The organism is Ensifer canadensis, from assembly GCF_017488845.2.
GTDB classification, from domain to species: domain Bacteria; phylum Pseudomonadota; class Alphaproteobacteria; order Rhizobiales; family Rhizobiaceae; genus Ensifer; species Ensifer canadensis.
In genome coordinates, this window is record NZ_CP083375.1 from 145,581 (window position 1) to 171,954 (window position 26,374).

At 57.2% G+C, this 26,374-nt stretch carries 10 protein-coding genes, 2 pseudogenes and 1 other annotated feature; of the genes and pseudogenes, 7 read left to right on the plus strand and 5 right to left on the minus strand.

Annotated features, from left to right (window positions below; genetic code table 11):
- Nucleotides 1–37 precede the first annotated feature (37 nt).
- The 5 genes and pseudogenes from J3R84_RS38390 to J3R84_RS38410 form a co-directional block, all read left to right on the plus strand.
- Nucleotides 38–1,177, plus strand: a complete 1,140-nt coding sequence (locus J3R84_RS38390; protein ID WP_203528990.1) for an RHE_PE00001 family protein — start codon at nucleotides 38–40, stop codon at nucleotides 1,175–1,177.
- 313 nt (nucleotides 1,178–1,490) lie between these two features.
- Nucleotides 1,491–2,351, plus strand: coding sequence for a hypothetical protein (locus J3R84_RS38395; protein ID WP_203528988.1), 861 nt, complete (start codon nucleotides 1,491–1,493; stop codon nucleotides 2,349–2,351).
- Nucleotides 2,344–5,496 carry a DEAD/DEAH box helicase gene (locus J3R84_RS38400; protein ID WP_203528987.1) on the plus strand — a complete coding sequence of 1,051 codons (3,153 nt, stop codon included), beginning with the start codon at nucleotides 2,344–2,346 and terminating at the stop codon, nucleotides 5,494–5,496. The genes J3R84_RS38395 and J3R84_RS38400 overlap by 8 nt, the downstream gene beginning before the upstream one ends.
- A gap of 4 nt (nucleotides 5,497–5,500) precedes the next feature.
- On the plus strand, nucleotides 5,501–6,250 hold the full coding sequence (locus J3R84_RS38405; protein ID WP_203528985.1) for a DCL family protein: 750 nt from the start codon (nucleotides 5,501–5,503) through the stop codon (nucleotides 6,248–6,250).
- Nucleotides 6,251–6,518: 268 nt separating this feature from the next.
- A pseudogene (locus J3R84_RS38410) lies at nucleotides 6,519–6,668 on the plus strand (IS3 family transposase); the annotation flags it as partial.
- A 61-nt stretch (nucleotides 6,669–6,729) separates the two neighbouring features.
- Here the strand turns inward: J3R84_RS38410 and J3R84_RS38415 are convergent.
- From J3R84_RS38415 to istA, 4 genes are read right to left on the minus strand one after another with little or no spacing between them, the layout of a single operon-like run.
- Complete coding sequence (locus tag J3R84_RS38415) at nucleotides 6,730–7,209, minus strand: hypothetical protein (RefSeq protein ID WP_203528983.1); 480 nt, start codon at nucleotides 7,207–7,209, stop codon at nucleotides 6,730–6,732.
- Between the two features lie 5 nt (nucleotides 7,210–7,214).
- Nucleotides 7,215–7,412, minus strand: a complete 198-nt coding sequence (locus tag J3R84_RS38420; RefSeq protein ID WP_203529000.1) for a hypothetical protein — start codon at nucleotides 7,410–7,412, stop codon at nucleotides 7,215–7,217.
- A gap of 35 nt (nucleotides 7,413–7,447) precedes the next feature.
- Nucleotides 7,448–8,242 (minus strand): IS21-like element helper ATPase IstB, encoded by a 795-nt coding sequence (istB, locus tag J3R84_RS38425; RefSeq protein WP_203528981.1) that lies wholly within the window; start codon nucleotides 8,240–8,242, stop codon nucleotides 7,448–7,450.
- Nucleotides 8,232–9,752: an IS21 family transposase gene (gene istA / locus J3R84_RS38430; RefSeq protein ID WP_203528979.1), complete on the minus strand. Its 1,521-nt coding sequence runs from the start codon at nucleotides 9,750–9,752 to the stop codon at nucleotides 8,232–8,234. The genes istB and istA overlap by 11 nt, the downstream gene beginning before the upstream one ends.
- Nucleotides 9,753–9,851: 99 nt before the next feature.
- On the opposite strand from istA, the gene J3R84_RS38435 reads away from it, so the two are divergent.
- Entirely contained in the window at nucleotides 9,852–10,085 is a 234-nt protein-coding gene (locus tag J3R84_RS38435; RefSeq protein WP_203528977.1) for a hypothetical protein, read from the plus strand.
- Between the two features lie 257 nt (nucleotides 10,086–10,342).
- Nucleotides 10,343–10,472: a sequence feature (AL1L pseudoknot), on the minus strand.
- Here J3R84_RS38435 and J3R84_RS38440 read toward each other — a convergent pair.
- A pseudogene (locus J3R84_RS38440) lies at nucleotides 10,368–10,753 on the minus strand (transposase); the annotation flags it as partial. (Overlaps the previous feature by 105 nt.)
- 366 nt (nucleotides 10,754–11,119) lie before the next feature.
- On the opposite strand from J3R84_RS38440, the gene J3R84_RS38445 reads away from it, so the two are divergent.
- On the plus strand, nucleotides 11,120–26,194 hold the full coding sequence (locus J3R84_RS38445) for an SDR family NAD(P)-dependent oxidoreductase (RefSeq protein WP_203528975.1): 15,075 nt from the start codon (nucleotides 11,120–11,122) through the stop codon (nucleotides 26,192–26,194).
- The last annotated feature ends 180 nt before the right edge of the window (nucleotides 26,195–26,374 follow it).

Genomic DNA, 26,374 nt, shown 5'->3' on the forward strand with positions numbered 1-26,374 from the left:
AACTTTCAGATAGAGTTCCTTTAGCAAATCATTTACCATGATTTCAATGCCTTACGATCTCGCGAAAATCAGTATGACAGCTCTGATCGGGCCGGCTTTCCGCGCGGGCATCGCCTTAACGCGTCTGGACGAACGCATCGTCCGCTCACCGGTCGGCCAGGGATGGATCGAACGGTCCCATTTTGCCGACGCGTGCGCCTCGCTGTGGATCGACGGCGAACTGGTCCATCTCGAAGACCTCGTCCTCCACGACGATACCAGAGATATTCGCACACCCACCCATGAGCTGACAATCGCCCGCGACGTCCTGCGCACTCGTCGGCGGATCGCCGGCCAATCCCCGGATTGGGCGCTCTCTGCCGACGGTATCCGAACCTTGCGACAAACATCGGACATCAATTCGGCCGGTGCGGGCGAGGGGAAGACTGCCGTCGTCATTCGCCCCGCAGCGCCAATAAATCCGGAAGGGGAGGGCGAGGAGGGTGACGACGTGGAAAATCTACCCGGCGTCGACTATGCCGCCATCGATGCGGTGTTGGCCCGATCGGAGGCTGCGATCGAGAACGCAACACGTCCCGGCCGCGCCAGCGCGGCAGACAGAGACGCACTGGTCTATGATCTCGACTGGGACGAGGATGCGCGGCTGGAGGAATGGCGCGGCGTGCTCCGACAGGTGCAAGACCTGCCGGCGGTGCTGCAGGCGATCGTCGCCCTCGATGCCTGGAACGACATTTCCGTCCTTCAGCACGCGCCTTGGCTCGGCCGCCTCCTGGCTACCTCGATCTTGCGCCAGGTCGGGCTCACCACCGGTGCGCACCTGGCCGCGATCAATCTTGGCCTCAAAACTATCCCCGTCGATCGGCGTCGCCATCGCAATCGCGAAACTCGGCTGCTGGCCATCGCCCACGGCCTGATCGCCGCCGCTGAGATCGGCCTCAAGGAGCACGATCGCCTGGCACTGGCGAAAACCATGATGGACCGCAAGCTCGATGGGCGGAGGACGTCTTCAAAACTGCCGGAGCTGGTCGAGCTGGTGATGGCAAGGCCGCTGGTGTCGGCAAAAACGGTGGCGAAGACGCTGGACGTCACGCCGCAGGCGGCGCGGCGGATTGTTTTGGAGCTGGGTCTGCGGGAGATGACCGGGAGGGGGAGGTTTCGGGCGTGGGGAATCTTATGACCCGCCACTCATCTGATGGTGGCGGCCTAGCCCCAATCATTGCCGCCTGTGATCACTGGTGCAGCCAACACATTCATACGCTCGTCATGCGAAACGTCATCCGATCTAGCTACCTGATCCCAGCTCCGCTGGGCCTAAAGCTAGGCCTCGCTCGCGCGGCCGATTGGGCAGACGGGCCGTTGCCTTTTTTGGACCGAATAGGAATAATAATGATAGAGTAGTCGCTCGGCAAGTCTCACGTTTAGCATCAAACACTACTATCGCTTGACGCGAATCTTCCTGTGTGAGAGCCCTTTCTTGAGGGGGCCCACGCGTGTATTACATCAACAGAAACTTGACGGACGACGATGGCGATCATGTCTGGGCTGTCGTTCAGGAATCCTGCGACCTGTCAGATCAGAACGACAGGATGCTGTTGCATGCGGTAGCAACAATCCGGGAAGCCTACGGCGAACAAGAAATCCGAGAAATGGCGGAAAATGCTCCTCTCGTGACTGTCCCGGAGCCGGCCGATGGGGTAGCGAACACCTTTTCGCTCGACCTGTTGCTGAGCGCGTTTAGATCGTCTCTGCCAGATCCGGCCGCTGAAGGTGGAAAGCCCGGCCAGCTGACTAACTATCGGTCAGAAACGACCGAGTTGCTTGCGCGCGCAGCGCTGGCCACCGTTTACGGGTTTGCTTCCCCTCCGACGCTACATGCGACGAAAGGGAACCGAAATCAGCCAATACTTGGTTTCGACGGGTGGACCATAATGCAGGCGACCGATGGTGAACTCGCTTTAGTACTCCTCCAAGTCAAGGGTACGGAGGATGCGGCTAGGCCCCCAAGCGTCGCCGCTGAACTTGTTGCCGAGTGTGGGCGAGCGGTGACCGACTTCACCAAGCTCAAGGGCTTTCTCATGGCATGTCTCCTTCGCTGCAAAAACACGGCTTTCGAGCTGCCGCTGATGAACCTCATCGTGGAACTCGAACGAGACAACAGGATTACCAACACCCTACTTGCGCCAGTCATCGTCCGTGGCGGGGCCGAGTCTCATATTGACGACCTCTGTTCGCTGAGGGGTGCGACAACTTCCTTCTTGCATGCTAGAGCGCGAGGCATGACACTCTCTCTTGGTGCGGAGCTTACAGCGTTTGGTCGAGCGGCAATGACGAGAGCGCGGCAACATGTCTAGCGCAGAGAACATCTTTGACACAGCGTATCGTCGGCAGCTGCTCGCTCGCGTTGATGACGGCGTTTTCCAAGCTGCTCTCTCACATGCTCCGACTGCTGCCCCGATCGATGAACTCATTGAGCTCAAGATCGGGGCCATGGTTGACTATGAGACCTGGATCAACGAAATCGACGTGAGTACAGCGATCGGCGCATCTCCAAACATCTCGGAAGTAACCGCCAGTCAAGTCTTCGACCAGTGGCTGGCATATGTCGGTGCGGCATCCGCGCAGAGGCGTATCGAACTGCGCGATCTGTTTCTAGCATCGAGCGTGGCACTCTGGGCGAGACGTCCGACCGAGCTTCGTCACCTTCTCCGCCTACCGATCGTTTCCGCTATAATCGACCCGGCATCGGACGATACTCGGTCCTGGCCTGTCAAAGTGCAGGACATAATCTCTCGGGCCCTGATCCTAATCGCCAGACAATCAAGTCGCGAAGACGTCGGGAAAGCCAGACGGTGCATTGACGATCTTCGTGAACTTCAGGGTAAGATGGATGGGGCCTTGCTGGCCTCTACCGATCATCCTCAGCGGTCTGCACTAACGCTACTGGCCCTTTATCATGCAGGTCAGGCCACCATCGTGCTGACTGATTACGTCCTCAATGGCGAATTCGTGGGCACGAGTGGACGTCCGGTGAACGTCGTGACAGAGCTTCAGACTCTGATGCGCAAGGCGCACGAATACGCGGTCCTGAGCTCGGACCCTGAACTCATGACTTGGATCATTTCAGTTTCCCTGATCTCTGGGAAGCTACGCGAGGACTCCATTTGGGCGAACGGATCCAATATCAATGAGAAAATCGACGCGCTTGTGAGATCGGTCAGCACCAGAGAGGGTGCGATCCTGAGCATGTTGCCGTCTCAACAGGATGCTTTGGCAAAGAACCTTCTCGATCCACAGCGCGAGGCGGTTATACTGCAGATGCCCACGAGTTCGGGAAAGACTTTGATGGCTGAGTTAGCCATTCTTCAGACGCTTTCCGGCTACGCCGATGCACGGGTCATCTACGTCACTCCGACTCGGGCACTGGCCACACAGGTTCGCCGAACGCTTGGAGCGGACTTTGCCGAGCTTAACATCGACGTCACCGCGGCAGGCAGCGCCTTTGAAGAAGACCCTTTTGAACAGGCTCTATTGAACAGACTGTCTGGCGTCGTGGTATCCACTCCGGAAAAGCTGGATCTCCTTCTTCGTTCGCGTACAGAATGGTTTGAACAGATCCGTTTGGTCATAGTCGACGAGGCTCATCTTCTGAAAGATGGCGAGCGCGGTGCTCGGTTGGAGCTCTTGCTGGCCAACATTCGCCGAGAGCACGCGCATATCCGTCTGTTGCTTTTGACGCCGTTCGTTGAGAACGCTCAGGACGTTGCAGCTTGGCTGAGCCAAGACCGCGGACGTGAAGTCGAGGTCAAATGGCGGCCGTCCCGTCTGATTGTCGGCCTCGCTAGCCTCAAGGGTCGTCAGGGCACACGGCGGATCGAGATAGAGTGGAAGGAGCCACATCGGTCGTCGGCACTGACATCTACAGTCATGTTGCTAACCGAAGAGGAGCGTAATAAGTTTCGCGAGAGTTCTTCGGCCCAGACGAAGGCGATCACGATCGGGCGAAGGCTTCAATCGCTTGGTCCCTCCCTAATGATGTTTCCGGCTTCGAGAATAGCCGCCGAAGAGGCCGCGCTCGAGATGGCTGAGCAGCGCGCAGCGATAGATCCGACGTTAGCTCCGCCGGAATTCCGCGTAGCGATCGCGTTGGCCTCGAACGAATACGGAGAAGACAGCCAGTTAGCGAATTGCCTGAGGAAAGGCGTCGCATTTCATCACTCGGCATTGAGCAGTGAACTGCGCTACCTTGTCGAACGTTTGGCCGCCATTGGAACGCTCGAGTTCATAGCGGCGACAACGACCTTGGCACAAGGCATGAACTTTCCGGTGTCCAGCGTCGTCGTCCATTCGGTCCACAAGCCCTACGCCGGTCCACTCAGCCCAGGCGAATTTTGGAACATCGCAGGCAGAGCCGGGCGCGTCGGCCTATCTGAAAGAGGGGTAATCGTATTTGCAAATTCCGAACACCGAGAGCTGTGGGAGCATTATACAGCGTCTCTATCTGAGAAGATCGATTCAGCTCTTGCCGCTGCGATCGAACGTATAGCGGATGGGGCAGATATAAAGTCTGCTTATAGGACCAACGAAGGTATTCGCCCGTTCATACAGTATCTTGGTCACTCGGTCGCTCGACTTGGTGCACAGCAGACATCGAGCGAACTCGAACGGCTGGTTAACGCAAGCTTTGCGGGACGGTCCGACACCGCAAGAACAAAGCTCCTGCAGTTTGCACGCCGTTATCTTGGGCAGATAACAGGTAAGCAGCAGAGCTACATGAAGGTGGCGGATGAGACCGGGCTGGCTTCTTTCAGTTTCGACGAACTCTATGCCACGATTCGCACCGATCCTCTGCTTTCGGGCGGCACAGCTCAGATGCTCCAACAGCCTGACGGACTCAAACATCTCATCGATGCGCTGGCCAAACTTCCGGAACTTTCCTTGGCCTTGGACCTCGGCCATGGCACGATCGACACGAAGGCGGTGGCGGACGTCGTTCACAAATGGATCAATGGCTCAACCGTAGCGGAGATCGCCCCTTCATTTCGTGGGAAAAGCGAAGCGGACCGCATCAGGGAGGCGGGACGGTACGTCTTCGGACTTGTTTCACAAACGGTATCATGGGGCGCTCATGCCTTTTTGCGCGGTCGCGATATGGTTGGAGGCGAGGGAGCAGCTCTCGAAGGTGAAGACCGTATGCTACCGGCCTACATTCAGTATGGAGTGAGTTCACCCGGTTCAGTCATGGCGTCAATTCTCGGAATTCCCCGACAGCTCGCCTCCGGCATGGCCGCTCTCTATTCAGAGGAGAATGGGTCCTTGCGCCCCGAGGATGGCTCCAGGTTCAGGACTTTCCTCGAGACAAGCCGCGTAGAGGCCTGGCGCGATGCTATTCACGGTACACGAATAGCCGATTTCGTTTCGGCGGATGACCTGCGTTCAGTCTGGAGAGACTCCCAGGGGATTAATCGCAGACCCGTCCAGACACCAGTTCGAGGATAGACTTATGCCACGTGGCAAGCCGGTAATACTGTCAAATGGAAGCGAATGGTCGACCCGACAAGCTGCGGAAGACTATTTCCGTGATCTGCGGGACCGCTACCCGCTTGAGACGGTGATCGATGAACCGCAGGATCATGACGATCTGTGCGCATTGCTTGAGCGGTACGATGCCGCGATCTACGACGGCCCATCCAAGATTGGATGTGGCGTCAGCCACTTTGTCACCCGTCAAAACGAGGTGCATGGTGGAAAGAGCATAGGATTCTGGGTTATCAGAAGCGACGGCACTGAAACGGACTTCAGCTTCCCAACCGCGGTCGCCGGCCGTTCCAAGGATCGCGACGCCGGGTTCGTGGTAGCATGCCGCGAAAGCGTGTACGAGATCATCTCGTTGGCGAAAAAGAACCATTTCGCCGCGTTCGGAAATCAATCTGGTCACGTTCGATGCGAAGTAACCGACGAACTCGTCTCTGCCTTCGATGCCAAGCTCGACTACGCTCCCACTTCATTCGGCGACATCGTATGGGAGTTCCGCAAGGTCGAGGGCTGGGAGGCCGCGATCCCTCCCGGAATCGTAAGTCCGTCTTCGGACGCACAGCTGTCCGCCATATTCACTGACATAGATGCATTGGCCAGGTTTCGGGTCTTCCACGCGTCTCGCTGTCAGATGCGAATCGTCGCGAAGTCCCTTAAGCCAACGCAGTTGCTGGCCACTAGATCCAACGCGGTGCGACAGCCAGTCAGGCTGCCATAGCTCAGGGATAGGGGGCGAGCACTCATACAATCCAATCTACGCTGCGCGCGGCCGGATCAAGATAGGCACCAATGCTGCCTCGAGCATGGCTCGTAAGTCGCCCGATGGAGCCGTGAATCTTTTCAGCAAGGTTGATGGTGGAAGGGAACTACGAGGTGGCCGCTTAACGGCGCCAATGATTTAGCGACAGACCCGCAGGATTATTCTGTCGGATCGCAGTCTATATTCTCGCCGGACCCGATGCTCCGCTCGATGTAGCCAGCTCAATGGGCGGCTGACACCGGCCGAGTTCACTCAGACCATCAACCCGCGGCGTGATGCGGTGCTGCGCAGCCGAAATGGCTCCGCACCGCAACACGCCGCTACCACCGCAAATGTAATAACCGATAACCGCCGGAGCGAACTCAAAACTGGATAAAACTTGGGGGCACCGGTGCCGCTCGTTCCTGACACGTCACGGTAGACTCGTCCCGAATAGGTTAGCGAGACTGATGCGCTCCCCGGCGCTGGACAATCGTTTGATTCAAAATTCGACGATTGATTTTCTGCTTCCAGTTCAGCTGAGCCGGAGAGAGCTTCCGCTTGAGTTTTGTCTGCTTAAGAAACCGATATTCCTTCTCGTCGTAGAGATAACCCATTCGATAGGCGTGCTCGATCAAGTCATCGTTGGCATTGGCGGAAGGGTCTGCCTGTATGCGCTTCAGGCCTTCAAAGAGGTTTCCGGTGTCGATGCCGACAAAGCGATTGATGCAGACGTTCCCAACGTAAGTTGTCGCTCTGTTGAGGCGATTTCGGATGTAGCAATGATCAAGAATGTCCTGACCGCAGGGGCATTGATCGAATTCCTCGCTGATCTCAACCCCAACCAGCTGCCATTCTAGGCGAGCCGTTTCGAACACCTTTGAGACTGACAAAGGGAGGATATGCGCTTTCAGGCGTTCAAAGTTGTGGCTTTCCATTGAGATTAGCCTCTTTGATATTTTTCCTGCTGAGCACGCCAGCGGTCGCGAGCCGTCATGTCCTCTCCTTCTTCCTGGTCCTCGTCTGCTTCCTCGTGCCAGAGCATGATCAGCGCATAGCCATTCTTCTGAAGACAGACTTGTTCGCTGAGTGTCGGAGCGCGTTTGTTGGTTTTCACGCGGAACTGAGCCGGTTTTTCCACCGAGAAGTGAGCCACCTCTGAGTATGGTTTTCTGATCAGGGTTTGGTCAAGTGATTGGCTTTTTCTCCTCTCTTCTGTGCTGCTGCGGCGGAGCTGGCTTTGAAGCGGAAGCTGTCGTTTCCGGTTTCCAGGATATGGCAACGATGGGTCAAACGGTCGAGCAGAGCCGTGGTCATCTTGGCATCGCCAAAGACGGTGGCCCATTCGCTGAAGCTGAGGTTGGTGGTGATGACGACGCTGGTGCGTTCATAGAGCTTGCTCAGCAGGTGGAAGAGCAGTGCTCCGCCTGAGGCGCTGAACGGAAGATACCCGAGTTCGTCGAGGATCAGCAGATCGAGGCGAACCAGCGTCTCAGCGATCTGGCCTGCCTTGCCTTTGGCCTTCTCCTGCTCGAGCGCATTGACCAATTCAATTGTTGAGAAGAAGCGGACCTTTCGGCGATGATGCTCGATTGCCTGGACACCGAGGGCGGTCGCGACATGTGTTTTGCCTGTACCCGGTCCGCCGACAAGCACGATATTCTGCGCTCCGTCGATGAACTCGCATCGGTTTAGTTGGCGCACCGTCGCTTCGTTGATCTCGCTGGCGGCGAAGTCGTATCCGGAGATGTCCTTGTAGGCCGGGAAGCGAGCAGCCTTCATATGATAGGCGATGGAGCGGACCTCGCGTTCGGCCATTTCGGCTTTCAGCAATTGGGACAGGATCGGCACGGCGGCATCAAACGCTGGAGCCCCTTGCTCGATCAGGTCCGTGACGGCTTGAGACATGCCATACATCTTCAGGCTACGCAGCATGATGACGACGGCGGCGCTGGCAGGATCATGACGCATGACGACCTCCTACGATCCGGACCCGCAGACCGTCATAGCGTTCTACATTGGCCTTGGGTTCACGCAGCAAGGTCAGCGCCTGTGGCGTGTCGATGTCAGGACCGTCAGTCGTCTTTCCATCGATCAGACGATGCAGCAGGTTCAGCACATGCGTCTTGGTCGCGACGCCTTGATCCAGAGCCAGTTCCACAGCCCTGACGACAACCTGTTCGTCGTGATGAAGAACCAGAGCGAGGATGTCGGCCATCTCCCGATCACCACCGGGGCGGCGAAGCATCTGATCCTGCAGTTGTCGAAACCCCGGCGGCAATTCCAGGAAGGGTGCGCCATTGCGCAGTGCTCCAGGCTTGCGCTGGATGACCGCAAGGTAATGGCGCCAGTCGTAAATCGTCCTCGGCGGCTTGTCGTGGCTGCGTTCTATGATGCGCGGATGTTCGCAAAGGATTTTGCCCTCGGCCGCAACGACCAGTCGCTCGGGATAAATCCTCAGGCTGACGGGCCGGTTCGCAAAAGACGCAGGCACGCTGTAACGATTACGCTCGAAGGTGATCAGGCATGTCGGTGAGACGCGCTTGCTCTGCTCGACGAAGCCGTCAAACATGGCGGGCAATGCCATTAAGGCAGGCTGCTCATCACCCCAAACATCTGCGATCGAACCGGACAAGGTGCCATGCGGTGTCTCGCGCCACAGGTCCTGGCAATGCTGCTCCAGCCATGCGTTCAACGCCGCTAAATCTGGAAAGTCCGGCATCTGTTGCCACAACCGTGGTCGGGCATCCTGGACGTTCTTCTCGACCTGGCCTTTCTCCCAACCCGCAGCCGGGTTGCAGAACTCTGGCGCAAAAACGTAGTGGTTCGTCATCGCCTGGAAGCGGACGTTGACCTGTCGCTCCTTGCCGCGGCCAACGCGATCGACCGCGGTCTTCATGTTGTCGTAGATGCCGCGACCAGGTACGCCGCCAAACACACGGAACCCGTGCCAGTGAGCATCGAACAGCATCTCGTGCGTCTGCAGCAGGTAGGCTCTGACCAGAAACGCCCGACTGTGCGATAGCTTGATGTGTGCGACCTGAAGCTTGGTGCGCTCGCCGCCGATCACGGCATAATCTTCACTCCAATCGAATTGGAATGCTTCGCCTGCACGGAAAGACAGCGGAACGAATATGCCGTGGCCAGTCGTCTGCTGCTCAACCCGCCACTCACGGGCAAAGGCGGCGACCCGACCATAGGAGCCGGTAAAGCCGAGAACCACCAGATCGGCATGAAGCTGCTTCAGCGTTCGGCGCTGCTTGCGCGACCTCCCGGCCTCGGTCTTCAGCCAGGCCGCCAGTTTGTCGGCAAAAGGATCAAGCTTGCTCGGTCGCTCCGGTACCGTGAACGTCGGCTCGATCGTGCCAGCGTTCAAATACTTCGCAATCGTGTTGCGCGACAAACCGGTATGCCGACTGATCTCGCGGATCGACTGCTTCTCGCGCAGCTTCATCCGACGGATGATGTTTAAAAGTCCCATGTGGATCACTCCGTTGCCCCCGTCGCTCACCGCGTTGGGGGGAAGGTCACATGGCTCAATTCTCAATGGAAATTATGCGTCTAACCGGCTCAGTTCTGTGTGGAAACCAACACGGTGCACTGCGGCGACAATACACAGGAAATCGGCCGGTTCGGTATTTTCCCGGACGAGGCGTTTTCGGCATCAGCAGGAGCCCAATCCCAGCGGTTCAGTTTTCCCTTGCCCGACGATCCGGCCTGCCGCCAGCCGCGTGCCGTCACTATCCATCTTGAACCGCAAACGGGCAATGGCGCAGGTGCCAGCCTCAATATCGGTGATGTAAGCCGCGAATAACCTAGGCCGGATCGGCTTCTCCACTTGCAGGGTAACATCCGCGATGTCGTTCCCTGGCACCTTAATGTTTGGATGACACCGGTTTGGCAACGTGATTTTAGTCGCTGTCTGGGGACCGTGGGTCGGGTGCGGCCATGTCCCGGCACAATGCGTCACCTGTCTCTCAGGCCGGACATCGCGACGGTGGTCCGTTGCGGATCATCTGAAGGTCCATAGTTTGATTTGCGCGATGCAGCCGTAAATCGAATAGGGGTGCGCGGGGTTCAATTCCCTTAAAGAGCACAATAGTCTGAAGAGCGGCTCGACCCCGAACACGCCACGGTTTTCGTCGATGAACGAGATCATCGTTTGAAGGGGCGGTCGAGCTCCGCCTGGGCGAAATAAGCAGACGCCGTGCGCAATATCTCGTTGGCTTGACGAAGCTCGCGGTTCTCCCGCTCAAGAGCTTTCATCTTCTCGGCCACATCGCTCGGCAGGCCTGCTCGTTTGCCGGTATCGACCTCAGTCTTCTTCACCCATTCATGCAGCGTGGCTGCCGAGCAGCCAATCTTGGCCGCAATAGATGAAACGGCGGCCCACCGTGACGGATGTTCTGCTTCGTGATCCAGAGCCATGCGGATCGCAGGCTCACGGACTTCAGGTGAAAACTTGTTCGTTGTCTTGTTCATATCGACTCCACTCTCTCAGAAGTTGGAGCCTCCGGCAAACCCGGTGCGGTTCAGTCGTGCCATCACCCCAGATTTGCGCATGCGGTTGGCGCGTCCATGTGTCCAAACACTTGATGTCATGTCTCTGGAATTTTTCCCAGATGCTGCGGACGACCGAAACGACAAGAATGAGCCGAACGATTAAGTGGCCCTACTGCTTGCCGGCGGATGGGGTGCATCGGAATGGCGCGGACTGCGCTGCTTTAGAGACGACAACCGCAAGCTCACGCTGCCGGTAGCGCATCTGAGCTTTAGCGATTTGCGATGAGCCACGTAACAGCATCAGTACGCCGATATTAACTCTAGTCATTGGTGAAAGATCATTTCATGGCGACGACATCATTCTTCGGAGAAAATGCTAACTCTGTCGACGGCATTCATACATTTACAAACTCAGATGTTTCCGCCTTTGCCAGTATCAGCAGGGACTTCAACCCTCTGCACATGAACCGGAACTATGCCAGGCGCTCACCGTTTGGAGGGTGTATCGTGCATGGTGCGATTGCGGTTCTGGCCGCTTTGGAAAAGACCGGGATTTCCGAACCCGTGCGTGTCAAAGAGTTGTCGGTCAATTTCAAGAACCCAATTTTCTGCGACCAGAAATATACTTATCAGCTGGACCAGGACGGTGAAGATAGCTGCATCATCTCCTTGCGGGATGGTTCGACCGCGCTCATGCAGTTGTGTATTTCCTGGGCGCCGCTGACGGGATCTGCCGAGCTTGAGCTTGCCGAAGTGATGACGCCGCCTGCAAACGGAAGCGATGAAGCATCGTGCGAAGCCTGCGACTATGTCGAAGATGCGTTGCTTGGGGACATCGAGCTCAGTGGGACCTATTCGCCGAAAGGTCTGCAAGACTATTATCCGATCGCATATCGGGTTTTCGGAAGGGCGGTCTTGGAGGTAGTTTCGCTTTGCAGCTTCTTGGTAGGCATGAAGCTCCCCGGAAAAAGAGCGCTTTTCTCATCCATGCAGCTGACCTTCGAGGCGCGCGGGACTAATGGCGAGTTGGGCTATTCCCATAAGACGCAATTCTACAATCCAGGATATGGATTGCTAGAAACCGAGCTGAGCGTGCATGCGGCACACTCCGTCGTCGCGCATGGCCAGCTGAAATCCTTTGTCCGAAAAGAGTTCAATGATAGGCCGGTCGCCGATTATCTTGCAAAGATACCTGATGGAGAACGGGGGCTCTTGGCCGGCAAGGTCGCGCTTGTCACGGGTAGCGCACGCGGTCTTGGTGCGTCCATGGTCAAGAGCCTTGCCGCACTTGGCTGCCATGTCTACCTGAACTTCCTGAGCAGTGAAGCGCAGGCGCGGGCAATCGCAGACGACCTCGAAGATAATGGCTTGGCGGTAACCTTGTACCGGGGAGATGCCAGCGATAGTGATTGGTGTGATGGTCTGAGGACCGAGCTGCTGGAGAAACACGGGCGACTGGACATTCTCGTTTGCAATGCCTGCCAGCCACCCCTGCGCATGGAAGAGGAGGAGTCCACCGCCTCCCGTCGAGCCGAATATATCGCCCATAACCGTCAAATGGTCGAGGCTCCGATCACCACGTTCTCCGATCTGCTTGAGCAAAGCGGCGGCGTGTGCGCCGCCATCTCATCGACCATGGTCGAGACCAAGCCCAAGGGTTTTTCTCATTATGTCGAGCTGAAGCAGCAGGTCGAGGCAGTGCTTGCGAAGCTTGCCGAGGAACATCCGTCCATCAGAACCCTCATTGCCAGGCCTGCAAACCTTCTCACGGAAATGAGCAACACTCCCGCCCGGATCTTCAATGCCATTTCTCCCGACGATGTTGCCATGCAGGTTGTCAATGCACTGGTGACGACGACGGATCATACGAAGCTGATAACGGAGTTTGGCACGGGCAAAGCCAAGAGCAATGCGTCGGCTATAATGTTGACCGGAAGCTTTACCTTGGATCCCCTTATCGAAGAATTCAAGGAGTGGCTGGACTTCTTGCCTCGTGACTACGTGGTTCAGCAGACCGGCTACAGCCAGATCATGCCTGATCTGCTTAACCCCGCCAGCCTGCTGAATACGGATTCTGGCACCGTCAATATCGTTTTCCTGCGTATCGGCGATTGGGTCCATGAGCGCAAAGACTACTGGGGTCCGGCTGGCCTTAATCTCTCCAAAGGAGAAGATTTCATCCGGCAAGTCGCAGAGGAATTTGCGACCGCGCTCGGTGAGTTTTGCCGGCGAAGCCGCGCCTGGCAATTGCTGGTGGTTTGCCCGGAGCCCGGCCTCGATCCGGAGGATCGTCGCGGCGCCGCCCTTATCGAGGAAATACAGGCGCAGCTGCTGACGCTCGATAAGGATACTCCAAATCTGACCACGGTGATCGCTCGCGACCATCATGCCGTCTATGACATCGACAGCCATCTGATCGGCGACGCATCGCGGGATCGGATCGCGCATATTCCCTTTGTTCAGGACTATTATCGGTTCCTGGCGTTGCTCTGCGTCAGGACGCTGAATGCGAAGATGCAGAAACCTTACAAAGTCGTCGTTCTCGACTGCGACAATACCCTGTGGAAGGGGGTTTGCGGTGAGGAGGACGACGTCAATAATCTGACTATCGATCACGAATTTTCGGAATTCCAGCGGTCGATGAAAGGCTTGCTGGAGAAAGGCTACATCCTTTGCCTGTGCAGCAAGAACAGAGAGGAGGATGTTTGGAAGGTATTCGACCAGCATCCGGGCATGGTGCTGACACGGGAAGACATTGCTGCTTCGAAGATCAACTGGCAGCCGAAGTCGGAAAACATCCAGGCATTGGCAGACGAGCTCAATCTTGGCCTGAACAGTTTTGTGTTTTTTGATGACAACCCGATGGAGTGCGCGGAAGTGCGCGCCGGCTGCCCGGACGTTGTCACGATCTGCCTAACCGAGAGCAATCTTCGCTTTTCCCGCTGGGCGCGGTTGTTGTGGGCGTTCGATCATCTGACCCATACAAGCGAGGATAGCTCACGAACGCAGATGTACAGGGAGCAGTCCCAGCGTGAGCAATTCAAGAAATCGGTGGTATCGTTCAGGGAGTTCCTGGAGGGGCTGGGTCTAGAGGTAGCGATCAACCCGCTGACGGCCGATTTAGTGGACCGGGCGTCACAAATGACGTTGCGCACCAATCAGTTCAACAACACGACGATCCGCAGGGATCAATCCGAAATTGCCTCTCTTCCAGAGAGCGAGGGGCTGCGTCCGCTGGTCATCCAGGTCACCGATCGATTCGGCGATTACGGAACCGTGGGGCTCGTGACATACCGGTTCGAAGAGAATTGTCTTTTCGTCGAGTCCTTCCTTTTGAGTTGCCGCGTGCTTGGGCGTGCCGTCGAGGATCGGATACTTCAACGCCTCCTGGCGATTGCCGAAGACGCGCGGCTGGATGAGCTTCACATCGGCTTCGTTCCCTCCAAGAAGAACACGCCCTTTCTGCAATTCCTGGACAAGCTCTCGCCTGAGAAAACCCTACCCGGCAATGGCGCATCGGACGGGATAAGCCGTTATGTCTACGACCGGCGCTCACTCCAGCTGCTGCTCGACAATCAGGTCTATCTGGAACAGAAGACGGTCGCCAAGGAGGCACCGAAGGCGCCGTTCGTGCTTGCGACGGATGATGTGCAATTCGACGTGGACTATGTAAGGATCGCCGAACGATCGAGCGTTGCCTTCGGCGATCTTGAAGACTCTTCGAGGAAAATGCCGGCAGCGAAGGCCGCAGGGCGAGAGCGAAGTGCCAATGCGCGGAACGGCAACTACCAAGGCCGCCCGACAGAGCTTGTGCTGATGATCAAGACCTTGTTCGCCAAAGCCTTGGCGATCAGTCCCGACCAGATTTCCGAGCATGAAGAGCTTGAGAAATATGGTCTGGAGTCGATCGATATCGTCAATATTACTGTCGCGATCAGCAAGGTCGTCCCCAGCCTGTCTCCCACCTTCTTGTTTGAACATCGCACTCTGCACAGCATCGTGCAGAGCCTGCAACGGGACTACGGTCTCGCCGTGCCCTCGGGTCTGCCGGTTGACGCCCTGGTGTCCGAAGCGCCGGATTTGCAACGGAACATCACCGCGCAGCCCTCGACATCGAGAGATGATGTTGCGGTACGTGAAGACATTGCGATTATCGGTCTGCACGGAAACTATCCCGGCGCCGAGAGCATGGATGATCTGTGGCGGATATTGCGAGCGGGAGAGTGCCGGATCGCTCCCCTGCCGGAGGCTCGGCGACAACTGATGGAACGATCCTTCCCGGGGATTTCCGCGTCGTTGCGCGGGAGCATGGACCGCGCGGGCTACATTGACGATATCGACCGGTTTGACGCGGAAATTTTCGGCATAACTCCGAAAGAAGCAGAGCTGATGGACCCACAGCAGCGTCTGTTCCTGCAAGTAGTGTGGGGGCTGTGCGAGGATGCCGGCTATACAAAGCAGACGTTGGATAGGTCGACGGGCGTGTTCGTCGGTGTGCTCTCCAACGACTACGCCATGTATGCCAACCTGCATGCGCTACAGCATGCCGAACAATATCGTCATACCGACTACTATCAGATCGCCAATCGCGTTTCCTATCACTTCGACCTGCACGGGCCGAGTATTGCGGTCGATGCCGCCTGTGCGTCTTCAGGCACCGCGTTTCACCTCGCTTGCCAGGCAATCCGTGCGGGCAATTGCAGCGCTGCAATTGTTGGCGGCGTGAACCTCATCCTGCATCCGAGCCGCCTGATACAGTACACGCAGACGGGGATGCTCTCGAACAACGGGCGCTGCCAGCCATTCGGGCAAGGGGCTGATGGCACTTTGCTGGGCGAGGGCGTAGGCGCCGTTTTGCTGAAACCGCTGTCGCAGGCGCGGCTGGACGGGGACAATATCTATGCCGTCATCAAGTCGTCATGGGTCAATAGCGGCGGCAAGACCAACGGCTTCACGGTCCCCAACCCCATTGCACAAGCCGAGCTAATCCAGCAGGCGCTGCGAGAGGCGGTTTTGCCCATCCAAAGCATTGCCTATGTCGAAGCGCATGGCACCGGAACTTCCTTGGGCGATCCCATCGAGGTCAGTGCGCTCAGTCGTGCCTTCCACAGTCTGGGCGATGGCGGCCATCGAAAGATCGGTTCGATCAAGGCAAACATCGGCCATACGGAATCCAATGCCTTCATCGCGGGTCTGAGCAAGATATTGCTGCAGTTCAAGCACAGGCAATGGGCGCCGACGCTGACCTCTGACGAGGCCAACAAGGCAATAAATTTTTCCACCGCGGGATTTGAAGTCCAGCGTGTGCTCAGCGATTGGGACGTCCAACCTGCCGGTGCCGGGTCACCGGAAGTCTCGCCCCCTATTGCCGCCTGTATCAGCAATTTCGGTGCGGGTGGATCCAATGTGCATGTGGTCTTACAAGAGTACCGCCAGGAAAAAGTCGCCGATCGGGATGACGGGAGCATCGCACGCTACCTGGTGCCACTTTCTGCCAACAAGCAGGAACAATTGCCTTTGATGTGCCGACGCTTGCACGACCTTCTGAAGGGGAGCGATCTTACTGCCACGGACATTGCCTCGGTTGCCTACACGTTGCAAATCGGCCGCCAGCCCATGGACCATCGGGTGATCTTCGTCGTCAGCGACATGGACGAGCTGCTGAAGGCGCTGGAGGAATTCAGTTCCGGTGTTAGCGAAAGTCCTGCCTGGCTCAGCGCCAGGACTGCCGCTCGAGATGCATTGGGCAGCTACCTCGACCAGCAGGGGGATATGCAGGAGCTGCTGAAGAAATGGGTGGGCGAGCAGGATTACCACCGCATCGCCCGCTTGTGGCTGCATGGTTTCAGCATGCCTTGGGCGGAATTGTACACAAACGCTCCTCCGTCCAAAATCAGCCTGCCGACCTATCCGTTCAGGGGGCGGTCGCACTGGCTTGAGCACGCCTATATTCCGCGGCAGGCTGGTTTCGTGCAGTCGCCGATGGCTGCCATCACTCAATTCAGTGAAGAAGAAAATCCCGTAAATGATGCGGCGAATTTCTTCGAGCCGGTCTGGATCGAGACGGATATCGCCAAGTCTTCCTCAATGCCTTCTCTCTTCGAGGATCGCCGCATTGTTTTCTGTGGTCTTGATCACGAACAGCGGGCCAAGCTGGAAGGCGAGTTGAGAAACTCCGAGGTGACCCACTGCTTTCTGCCTCACATAGGGGAGGGTGCCTTTGCAGATGGTGCGGTTGCCCTGTTCACCTACATACAGGATCTCCTGAAGAGTGGTCTGCGCAAGAGCACGTTGTTACAGGTGGCGGCGGTATCCGGTGATCAGCATGAGTCCTGGACAGGTCTCGCAGCTCTGCTGAAGACGGCGACGCAAGAGAGCCCGCTGCTGTCCGGCCAATTTGTCGAGCTAAACGCTGAGCAAGAGGCAAAGAATTGGCTCACTTTGCTTCAGGACGAAATGCAGCATGGGAAAGACGTGATCGTACGTTACCGCTCTCGACGGCAGGTGCGGACCTGGCGGACTTTACCCCTGGCGCCGCAGCCACTTCCTCTTTCCAATGTTGAGAAACCCGGTGGGCCACGAAACTATCTGATTACCGGTGGTTCGGGAGCCCTGGCCCTGGTCTGCGCCCAGTGGGTTGGCATGATCGATGACAGCGCGACGATATTCCTGCTTGCGCGCAGCGATTATTCGAGCATCGCGGGCTCAGCGCGCGGTCAGGAAATTGAAAGCCTCAGGAAGCAGGGGCTACGGATCGAATATCGTCAGGTTGACGTTTCCAACGGGCCGGCTCTAGCCAATTGTGTCGATGATATCCGTATCGTGCATGGCGACATAAGTGGTGTGATTCACTGCGCCGGGGTCATTCGGGATGCTTATCTCTTGCGCAAATCCCCAATCGAGTTTCGGGAGGTTCTGTCGGCCAAGGTAGCGGGAACGGTCAATCTCGACCGCGCCACCCGGGACCAACCTCTGGACTTCTTTGTCCTCTTTTCCTCGATCAGCGCGGTACTGGGCAATCCGGGCCAAGGGGATTATTCGGTGGCGAACGCGTTTATGGACGAGTTCGCCCATTATCGAAACCGGCTGTCGCTCGACCAAAAACGTTTGGGGCGTAGCGTATCGATCAACTGGCCGTTGTGGAGCGAAGGTGGGATGGCGCTGGATCCTGAACTTGCGGGCATGCTGGAGCAACAGCACGGCCTTGCCTCCATCTCGAATGAACAGGGCAGGCAGATGCTGCATGGCATTCTCGCCTCGGCGAAACCTCAAGTGTTCGTGGGTACGGGCGATTACGCCGCAGCCGCCAATACGCTGCGTGCGTCCGAATGGCTTCACCCCGAACGAGGCGGCGGTGAGGCACTATTGCCTGAAACGGAACCCTCACGCGAGCTATGCGGTGTAGGTGAGGAAGGGCCAAGCGCCCAGGACCTCTATCCTTATTTGAAGCAGATGCTCAGCGACGTGACCAAACTGGATGTCGCCGACATCGATGAGCATAAGGCCCTACAGGATTTCGGTTTGGATTCCGTCATGATTGCCAAGTTGAACAAGGCTCTGGCCGAAGACTTCCAACAACTGCCACGGACGCTATTTTACGAATATTCGACGTTGGAGGCGCTGGCTGGCTATCTGGTTGGACAAGGTCTCCGACAGAAGGCTCCCACGGAAAAGCTTGTGTCGGTCAATCGGATGCCGGCTAGGTTAAAAAAGGACACGGTGGATCATGTCGGCCTAGCTGACAGGCCGATTTCCGCAAGCGGGTATCGCTTGTCGGCGCTCAGGTCTCGGTCCGGTGAAGCCGTATCTGAAACGTTGGTGGATGGAGCGGGACGCCGTCAACAGCCGATTGCGATTGTCGGCATGGCCGGACGTTATCCGAATGCCGGGACACTGGACGCCTTCTGGCAACAAATTCATGCCGGAGCTAGCCAGATTAGCGAGATCCCCGCTTGGCGTTGGTACGGTGAAACCGCCTCCGGGGATGGAAATATCCACGCAAGCTTGCAAGGGAAGAAAGGGGCTTTCCTGGAAGGGTTTGCTCAGTTCGATCCGTCATTTTTCCAGATTGCGCCCATAGACGCCTATTCCATCGACCCTCAGGAACGACTGGTTCTTATGACGTGCTGGGAGGCGCTCGAAAATAGCGGTTACACCCGCCAGCGCCTGAAGGAGCAGCACGGCCAGAGAGTTGCGGTATGCGTGGGGGCGACCAAAAGCGGCTTCAATTACGTCTCATCTGAAGGGAGCGTTAGCGGTCAGGTCAATTCGACCTCGTTTTCCGGTATGGCCAATCGTGTGTCGTATTTCCTTGATGTCAAAGGCCCCAGTATTGCGTTTGATACGATGTGCACCTCGTCTATCACGGCGATCCACCACGCTTGCCAATATCTGCAGCATGGGGATTGCGAGTTGGCGATTGCCGCGGCCGTCAATCTCTATCTCCATCCCAATGATTACTTGGCCTTGCAGAAACTCGGGATGCTGAGTGACGAGGCACGGGTGCATTGTTTCGCCGCCGAAGGAACCGGTTTTATCCCGGGCGAAGGAGCAGGCGCGATCATTCTGAAACGGTTGGATGCGGCCATTGCCGATGGCGACAGAATAGAAGGGATAATTTCCGCCACCGCGCTAAGCCATAGCGGGCGGACACACGGCTATACGGCGCCTAGCCTTGCTCAGCAGGAGCAACTGATCCGCGATGTTATCGAAAAGTCGGGCAATGATGTCGACGACATCTCATATGTCGAGTCTGCCGCCAACGGCTCGAGCATGGGTGATGCGATCGAGTGGGGTGCACTGAAAAACGTCTTTCGCTCCCGTCAGACACCTTGTTTGATCGGCAGCGTCAAGCCAAACACCGGTCACCTTGAGGCCGCCGCCGGCATGGCGCAGTTGAGCAAAGTCGTGGCCCAGATGAAGCATCAGGCCTTGGCGCCGACCCTGATCGATGAGAGGCGCCTGGATCACGATCTATTGGCCGATAGCGGCCTGCAATTAGTCACCGACGGCCGTCCCTGGTCGGGTTTCGACGGTTCGCATAAGTGCCTTGTTACCGCTGCCGGCGCTGGCGGTACGTATGCCGCCATGGTGGTGGAGCAAGCGCCAAGCGACGCAGATTGCGGAAAGGCAGCGCGCGAACCGCTCGTCGCCATCACGCTCTCGGCCCGCACAGTGGATGCACTGAAACGTATCGCCGGGAATTTGTCCGATCACCTGGCAGCCCATCCAGAATATGAAATTGAAGACATCGCCTACACCCTGCATGTCGGGCGCGAGGCGATGAAGATCCGTACCGGTTTCGTGGTCGCCAGCCGGCAGGAACTTATGCGCAAGCTCAGTGCCATTGCTTTGGCCCGTTCGGGAGATGTGGCGAGCATGTTTATCGTCGGCGGCGAAGTGGGCGGTTTCGCTAGTCCCGGTGAGGTGGGCTTTTCGCAAGAGCGTTCGGGTCTTGAGGCGGTTGTTCGAGAATGGGTGAAAGGCGGAGCCGTCAACTGGCTCGATGTTTACCCAAACAGGGGGCCGGACGGGCACCCCAGGCTGCTGGCGTTGCCGGCCTATTCTTTCGATTCCCGGGAGTATTGGCGGTCCGTGGCGCCCGCGCAGGAAAAACTCCGTCAAACTTCGCGCCATCCGGATGCGACTGCAGTCGCTTCCGTCGGCATCGTGCCCGAAGCTGAGGCTATTTCCATGGACATGTATGAACAAGGCTCCCGTGAACCACATGCATCGGGGGCAAGCGAACAGACGTCGGGTCTCGTTACGCGGTCAACGATTGACCGTCAGGTCAAGAATGCCGTCAGGGAACTGCTGCATTTCCAGAAAACGGACGAGATCGACGACAACGCCACATTCTTCGAGTTGGGCATAGATTCCATTCGCATGGTGGGTTTTGTGGACGACATGGCAAAGGCGCTTGCTCTCAGCCTGGAAGAAACCGTGTTGTTCGACCATCCGACTGTGATGCAGTTCTGCCAGCACATATTTCGGCTGTTGAGTGGCCATGCCGTTGCCGCCACAGATCCCGGCGAAACGGATCGACTCGCGAGTGCGGCGGTCCAACCAGCATCTGCTCGGAATGGAGGGCTGAAAGATTCTATCAGTCATGAAATACTTACGGATGTCATTCGGCGGCTGAAGGATGCGGTAAAGGAGATCCTGCACTATCCCGCTTCGGAGATCCTCGACGACGACGTTACGTTCTTCGAACTGGGCGTGGACTCGATTCGCATGGTGAGCTTCATCGATCAGCTCTCGGAAAAGCTGGCGCTGGAGCTGGAAGAGACGGTGCTCTTCGACCACCCCTCGATTATCGGTCTTGCCAAGCACATGGTCGAGCGTCTTGACATTGGTGGAACGGGGGATGCCGGCAATACGGCAGACATGGAACTGTCGGATAGCTTGCAGTCATCTCCACTCAGCAGTGCCGAGTTGCAGGAAAATGTGCTGCGCTACGGGCGGGGAGCTTACGAGGAAATCGTACCGCTTCAGTGCGAGGGTGATGGCCCGATCCTGTTTTGCCTCCACCCCGCCTCTGGCGATGTCGCAATGTTCAGCAAGCTGGTGACCGGCGTGGGAACCAATTGTCGGATCATCGGGATCAAGGCGCGAGGCTTCCTAACAAAGAAGCCGGCTTGTGCCGATGCGGAAGAGATGGCGCGGTACTATGCTGAACTCATCCAGGCGGTGGACCCTGTCGGTCCCTATCATCTGATGGGGGCTTCGATGGGAGGCGTCGCTGCCTACGCGGTAGCAAGAGTGCTCCAGCAAGCCGGCAGGCATGTGAAGTCGATTTTTATGCTCGAAACACCCCTCATAACGCGAGAGAGGGATCAGGATATCTTCTCGCTGGACGAGGTACAGAATTGGCTGACAAATGCCAATTTCCTGATGATCGCCATGCTGCATCTCGATCCGGCCTTTCGGCAACGCAAAAAGGCGGGTGCGATCAAATGGCCAGATCTGGTCATCACCGCATCCGAATTGACGACAGCCGATGGCGTGGAGATCAGCACCGACACGATCGAAGATCGTCTCGTGGAACGGATCGTCCATCGAGGAGTTCGGCAATCACCGGATATCTTGCGCCTGCGTCTGCGCTCTATGTCGGAAACACACCGGAATAACCTGCGTTGCATGCGGGAATATCGCTGGCAGCCTCTGCCTCGGCCTAGCGAGATAGAGATATTGATGTTCCGAACCGAATCCGCCAAGGCCACGTCCGACGAGGTCTATAATCCCAACTATCTTCATAAGCTGCAACGGGACCTCGGTTCGATGCTCCCATTGCTGGACACCTGGACGGAGAAAATGCCCCAGGTAAAAACCGTGATCGCGGACGGTAAGGATCATTTCGACCTGTGTAATCACAGCATCGGCAGTCAGCAAGTCATCGGCCCGATATTGGCCTCTATGAATCGCGAAGCCACGTTGGAGCGAGATGTGGAAACGACACCGCCTCCCCAGGGTTCGCAGGTGTGGATTGGTTCCGGCAGTGCGGCGCTTGCGCCGGCAATCTCCCCTGCCGGATCTCCCTTGACCGTCGTTCCGCGCGATGGTTTCAAGGTCGCCGTCATTGGCATGTCGGCGCGGTTCCCCGGCGCGGAAAACGTGGAAGCATTCTGGCGGGAATTGTCAGCCGGAAAGAGCCTGCTGCAACCTTATCCCGCTGACCGTTTCGCTTCATCGGAGCTGGAGGACGAGGCGCTTGAACATGGCTGCCTGTTCGAACGCATCGACGGTTTCGACCACGCGTTCTTCAACATAAGCCCAAACGAAGCGCAAATGATGGAGCCCAGCGAGCGGCTGTTCCTGCAGGAAGCCTGGCGCGCGGTGGAGGATGCAGGCCTGGTGCCGGATAGGCTTGCGGGTTCCCATTGGGGCGTGTTTGCCGGCAGCGGCGGCGACTACAATCTGCATGTGCAAAACATTCTTGGCATAGCGCCGCATGTGTCGCAGTCGACGCTTCCCGGGCGTGTTGCCTACCACCTCAACCTGAACGGCCCAACAGTTTCCATAGACGCCGGCTGCGCCTCTTCGTTGATGGCGGTCAAGCATGCCTGCGACAGCCTGAAGCTCGGCCAGTGCAATGTTGCGATCGCTGGTGGTGCGATGGTGTATTCCACTCGGAACCTGATCTCCACCAGCCACTATTATCGGTTGTTAAGCAGGGAAAGTCAGGTCAACGGTCTCGGCGCCGAGGCGCGGGGCATGTTGCCCGGGGAGGCCGTGGCCACCGTCGTTCTCAAGCCTCTGGAGGAGGCAATACGAGACGGCGATCGAATATATGCCGTCATTGATGCCTGGGGCAGCAATCATAATGGCCGGACGCAGGGTATCGCGGCACCCAGCGGGGCGGCGCAGGCCGAGTTGCTGTCGTCGACCTACCGGCAATTCGGCATAGACATCAATTCCCTGGATTTCTTCGAGGCCAATGCCAGTGGATCACCGCTGGGCGACAAGGTCGAGTTGCAGGGCTTGAACAAAGTCTTCGATCAGCGCCCGGAGCGGAGCATTGCACTGGGCACTGTCGAGAACAATGTAGGACACTCCTTTGCCGCATCCGGCATGGCCCATCTGCTGAAAGCCATCCTAGCACTGCATCATGAAGTCATCCCCGCAACTCCGAATATCGACCCCAACAACTCGGTCTTGGGGAAGGAGCCGGGACCCTTCTACATAAATAGCCAGGCACAGCCTTGGCCGCGGCGACCCGAAGCGCGCCGAGCCGGGGTAAGCTCCTATAGTGCCACCGGCATTAATACCCATCTCGTGATCTCGGACTGGTTACCACCAACGTCTCCTGCGATTGAGGAGGGATCGGCGGGACCAGTACTCATGGCGATTTCGGCGCATACGTCTGATGCTCTGCACCAGCGCTGCCGCGATCTTCTCGAGCACTTGACCGGCAACGCTAACAAACCGCTCTCCCTCAGGCAGTTGTCGGCCAACCTGCTCTCGCGGCGCCACCATCAGCGCTATCGCGTTGCCGTGTTGGCGCGGGACGAAGCACATTTCGCGGAGCTGCTCGAATGTATTCTTTCGCAGAAAGCGGATCCGAATATCCTTTGCAATATTGCCCTGATGACAAGCGAGGATGAGGTGGATGCAAGAACGATTACGCTCGATGAAGCGGATCGGTTGAGATTTCAACACGAGGCGCGAAAGGGCGTTGCTGATTGGAAGACAGCCCCGTTCGACCGGGCGGCGCTGTGGTTCGTCCACGGGGTCGAATTCGACGCGAGAGGTTTCTTCCGCGCTGAGGAGCTCGTGCCGCTCTCGCTCCCGGGCTATCCGTTCGCCGACACGCGCAGTTGGTTGCTCCCTACGTTGGCGGCCTCCACCGAGCAGGCCTCGCCGACCGTTGAAGGACCGAAGGACTGGCTGTTGCAACAGGTCGCGAAGATCACTGGCAATCGTTGGCAGGAATTGCGCCTGGATACGGGCTGGAATGCGATGGGTTTCGACTCGTTGATGAGCATCCGATTTGTGTCGCTGATCAATGAGCAGACCGAAGCGAATGTCCAATTGGTGGACCTACTCGATAGGGAGACACCGGGGGAATTGCTCGATTATCTGACTGAGTTGGAGGCTTTCTCCCGGCCAGAACACGCATTGCAAAAGTTAGAGCAAGCAATATCGCAGCCCCTGCCTTCCGTACAATATCCTTGGTTCGAGAGCCGCTTGGCCAGTCTGCCTCGCACGGTCGGCGTGACCAGCTTTACCCTAGAGGCTATAGCGTCGGAGCTGGATCAGGAGGAGCGGCAGTATGTCATATCCGACGTGCTTGCCAGCGGCATCGCGATCTTCAGGGATACCGATAAGGTGGTGCTGGTTGCTCCACGAACGGTCGATATCGACGACCAATTGGGGTGGTACTCAAAGGAAGTCCTGAACGCCAGCTTCAATTCCCTGATCCCTGGTCGCCTTTGGGTGCCGATTTCCCAGGAACAGGAACGGAATTTGTACATCACGGAAGAGATGAAGAGTACCGCCTGGAACGTCTTTCATATCTTCCGCTTGCAAGCTGTCGATGTCGACCTACCGCGTCTCCAACATGCATTGACCCTGTTGGCAAGGCGGCAGGACCTGTTGCGGACGCGCTACTGCAAGTTTGGCGATGTCCATTCGCAATGCATTTCCGAGCTGGTTTGCGTATCTCTCGACTATATCTCCATGCCCAGTTCGGAGGCTTTTTATCAGTTCATCCAAGGTCAACGCTCTCATCAATTGCTGGAGGGGGACGGAAGCAGTCCGATCAAAATGTGGCTGACCGAGACAGACGGAACTTTCTATCTTGGTCTGGTCGCCCACCATGCTCATGCAGACGCCTTCACGTCCGGCCTGCTTTTCTCGCAACTGATGGAGACCTATCAGGCGCTCACAGAACAATCCGATGCACCGGCAGATCGGGAGCACGAGCTGGAGCAATATTGGCTTTACGCGCTGCAGCAGTACGACACTTCGGTCTTTGGCGCCAAGGAGCAAGAGGAATACTGGCGCGACAAGCTTGACGGCGTGGATGTCGCAATGCGGCTCCCCTATCGGGAGCACTCCGAAGCCGCGCCGTTGTCACGCAAGCTGGCGGCCAATCACATCAATCCGGTTTCTGAGGCCCTCAACGACAGCATTGCAAATCTGAACAGGCAGCACGGAATTTCCTATACACAACTGTTCGCCGCCGTCATCGTCGTTGTCCTTCAGAGGTTCCTCAGTAATCGCAGGCCGGTTCTCCAGGTCGTTCACAATCACAGAGATCGGGCTTCGCTCGCTGCGTGCCTGGGGGATTTCTCGAACATCGCCCTCATACCGTTCCAGCTGAAAGAAAATCAGAGCGTGATCGAGTTCCTGAGCGATGTACGCAAGACATTGTTGGATGCCTTGCAGAACTCCAAGGTGCAATTCAAACAGCTGATGGAAATCGCTGGTCTCGATGGCTATCCGGAGTTTTGCGATATGCGCGGCGACATCATCCTGGACAGTGCCGACATAGACACCGCCAATGTGAATATCGCCGGCAAACATGGCGTCTCAGCCTACATGGACGCCGTGTTGGAGCAGCGCAAGATCCATTTTCTAGAGCAGTCTCTTGCCTCGATATTCTTTCAGTTCCTGAAGCTCGATGGCCGCCTGTACATCTTCCATTCCTACGATCAGGCGTCGTTCGAACATGAAACCATGCAGAAATTTCTGCATCTGGTCGTGGACTTCGCCGATGCGATGCTGCGGGACCTGAACAGGCCGATGTCCGATCTGGTCACGGAATTTCAACAGCAGGGCGCTGAGATTGCACCTGATGTTAGCGAGCCCCCGGATAATTCCCAGGTCACAGATGTGCGGCAGAGAGGCATTATCGATTTGCTGGAACGGCTCAATCGTGGCGACATCTCAATCGGTCAACTGCACAACTGGGTGTAATGGCCCGACGGAATCTTCCGCGATTGCGGCTCCAGTGGAATGACGTTGAGAAATGCGTCGGCAGGCAGAGCGGATACCTACCGACCTAACAGGGAAGCTTAGCTGGCATCTTGTTTCGCCGCGCTAGTCGGCGTGGGAGTGATGCTGTGCCGACATACTCGCATAGATTGTTGTATTGTT

What these genes read in the sequence shown, in the direction of transcription:
- J3R84_RS38445 (WP_203528975.1), top strand. Translation starts at nt 11,120, where the DNA reads ATGGCGACGACATCATTCTTCGGAGAAAATGCTAACTCTGTCGACGGC.
- J3R84_RS38415 (WP_203528983.1), bottom strand. Translation starts at nt 7,209, where the DNA reads ATGGAAAGCCACAACTTTGAACGCCTGAAAGCGCATATCCTCCCTTTG.
- istA (WP_203528979.1), bottom strand. Translation starts at nt 9,752, where the DNA reads ATGGGACTTTTAAACATCATCCGTCGGATGAAGCTGCGCGAGAAGCAG.
- istB (WP_203528981.1), bottom strand. Translation starts at nt 8,242, where the DNA reads ATGCGTCATGATCCTGCCAGCGCCGCCGTCGTCATCATGCTGCGTAGC.
- J3R84_RS38400 (WP_203528987.1), top strand. Translation starts at nt 2,344, where the DNA reads ATGTCTAGCGCAGAGAACATCTTTGACACAGCGTATCGTCGGCAGCTG.
- J3R84_RS38405 (WP_203528985.1), top strand. Translation starts at nt 5,501, where the DNA reads ATGCCACGTGGCAAGCCGGTAATACTGTCAAATGGAAGCGAATGGTCG.
- J3R84_RS38390 (WP_203528990.1), top strand. Translation starts at nt 38, where the DNA reads ATGATTTCAATGCCTTACGATCTCGCGAAAATCAGTATGACAGCTCTG.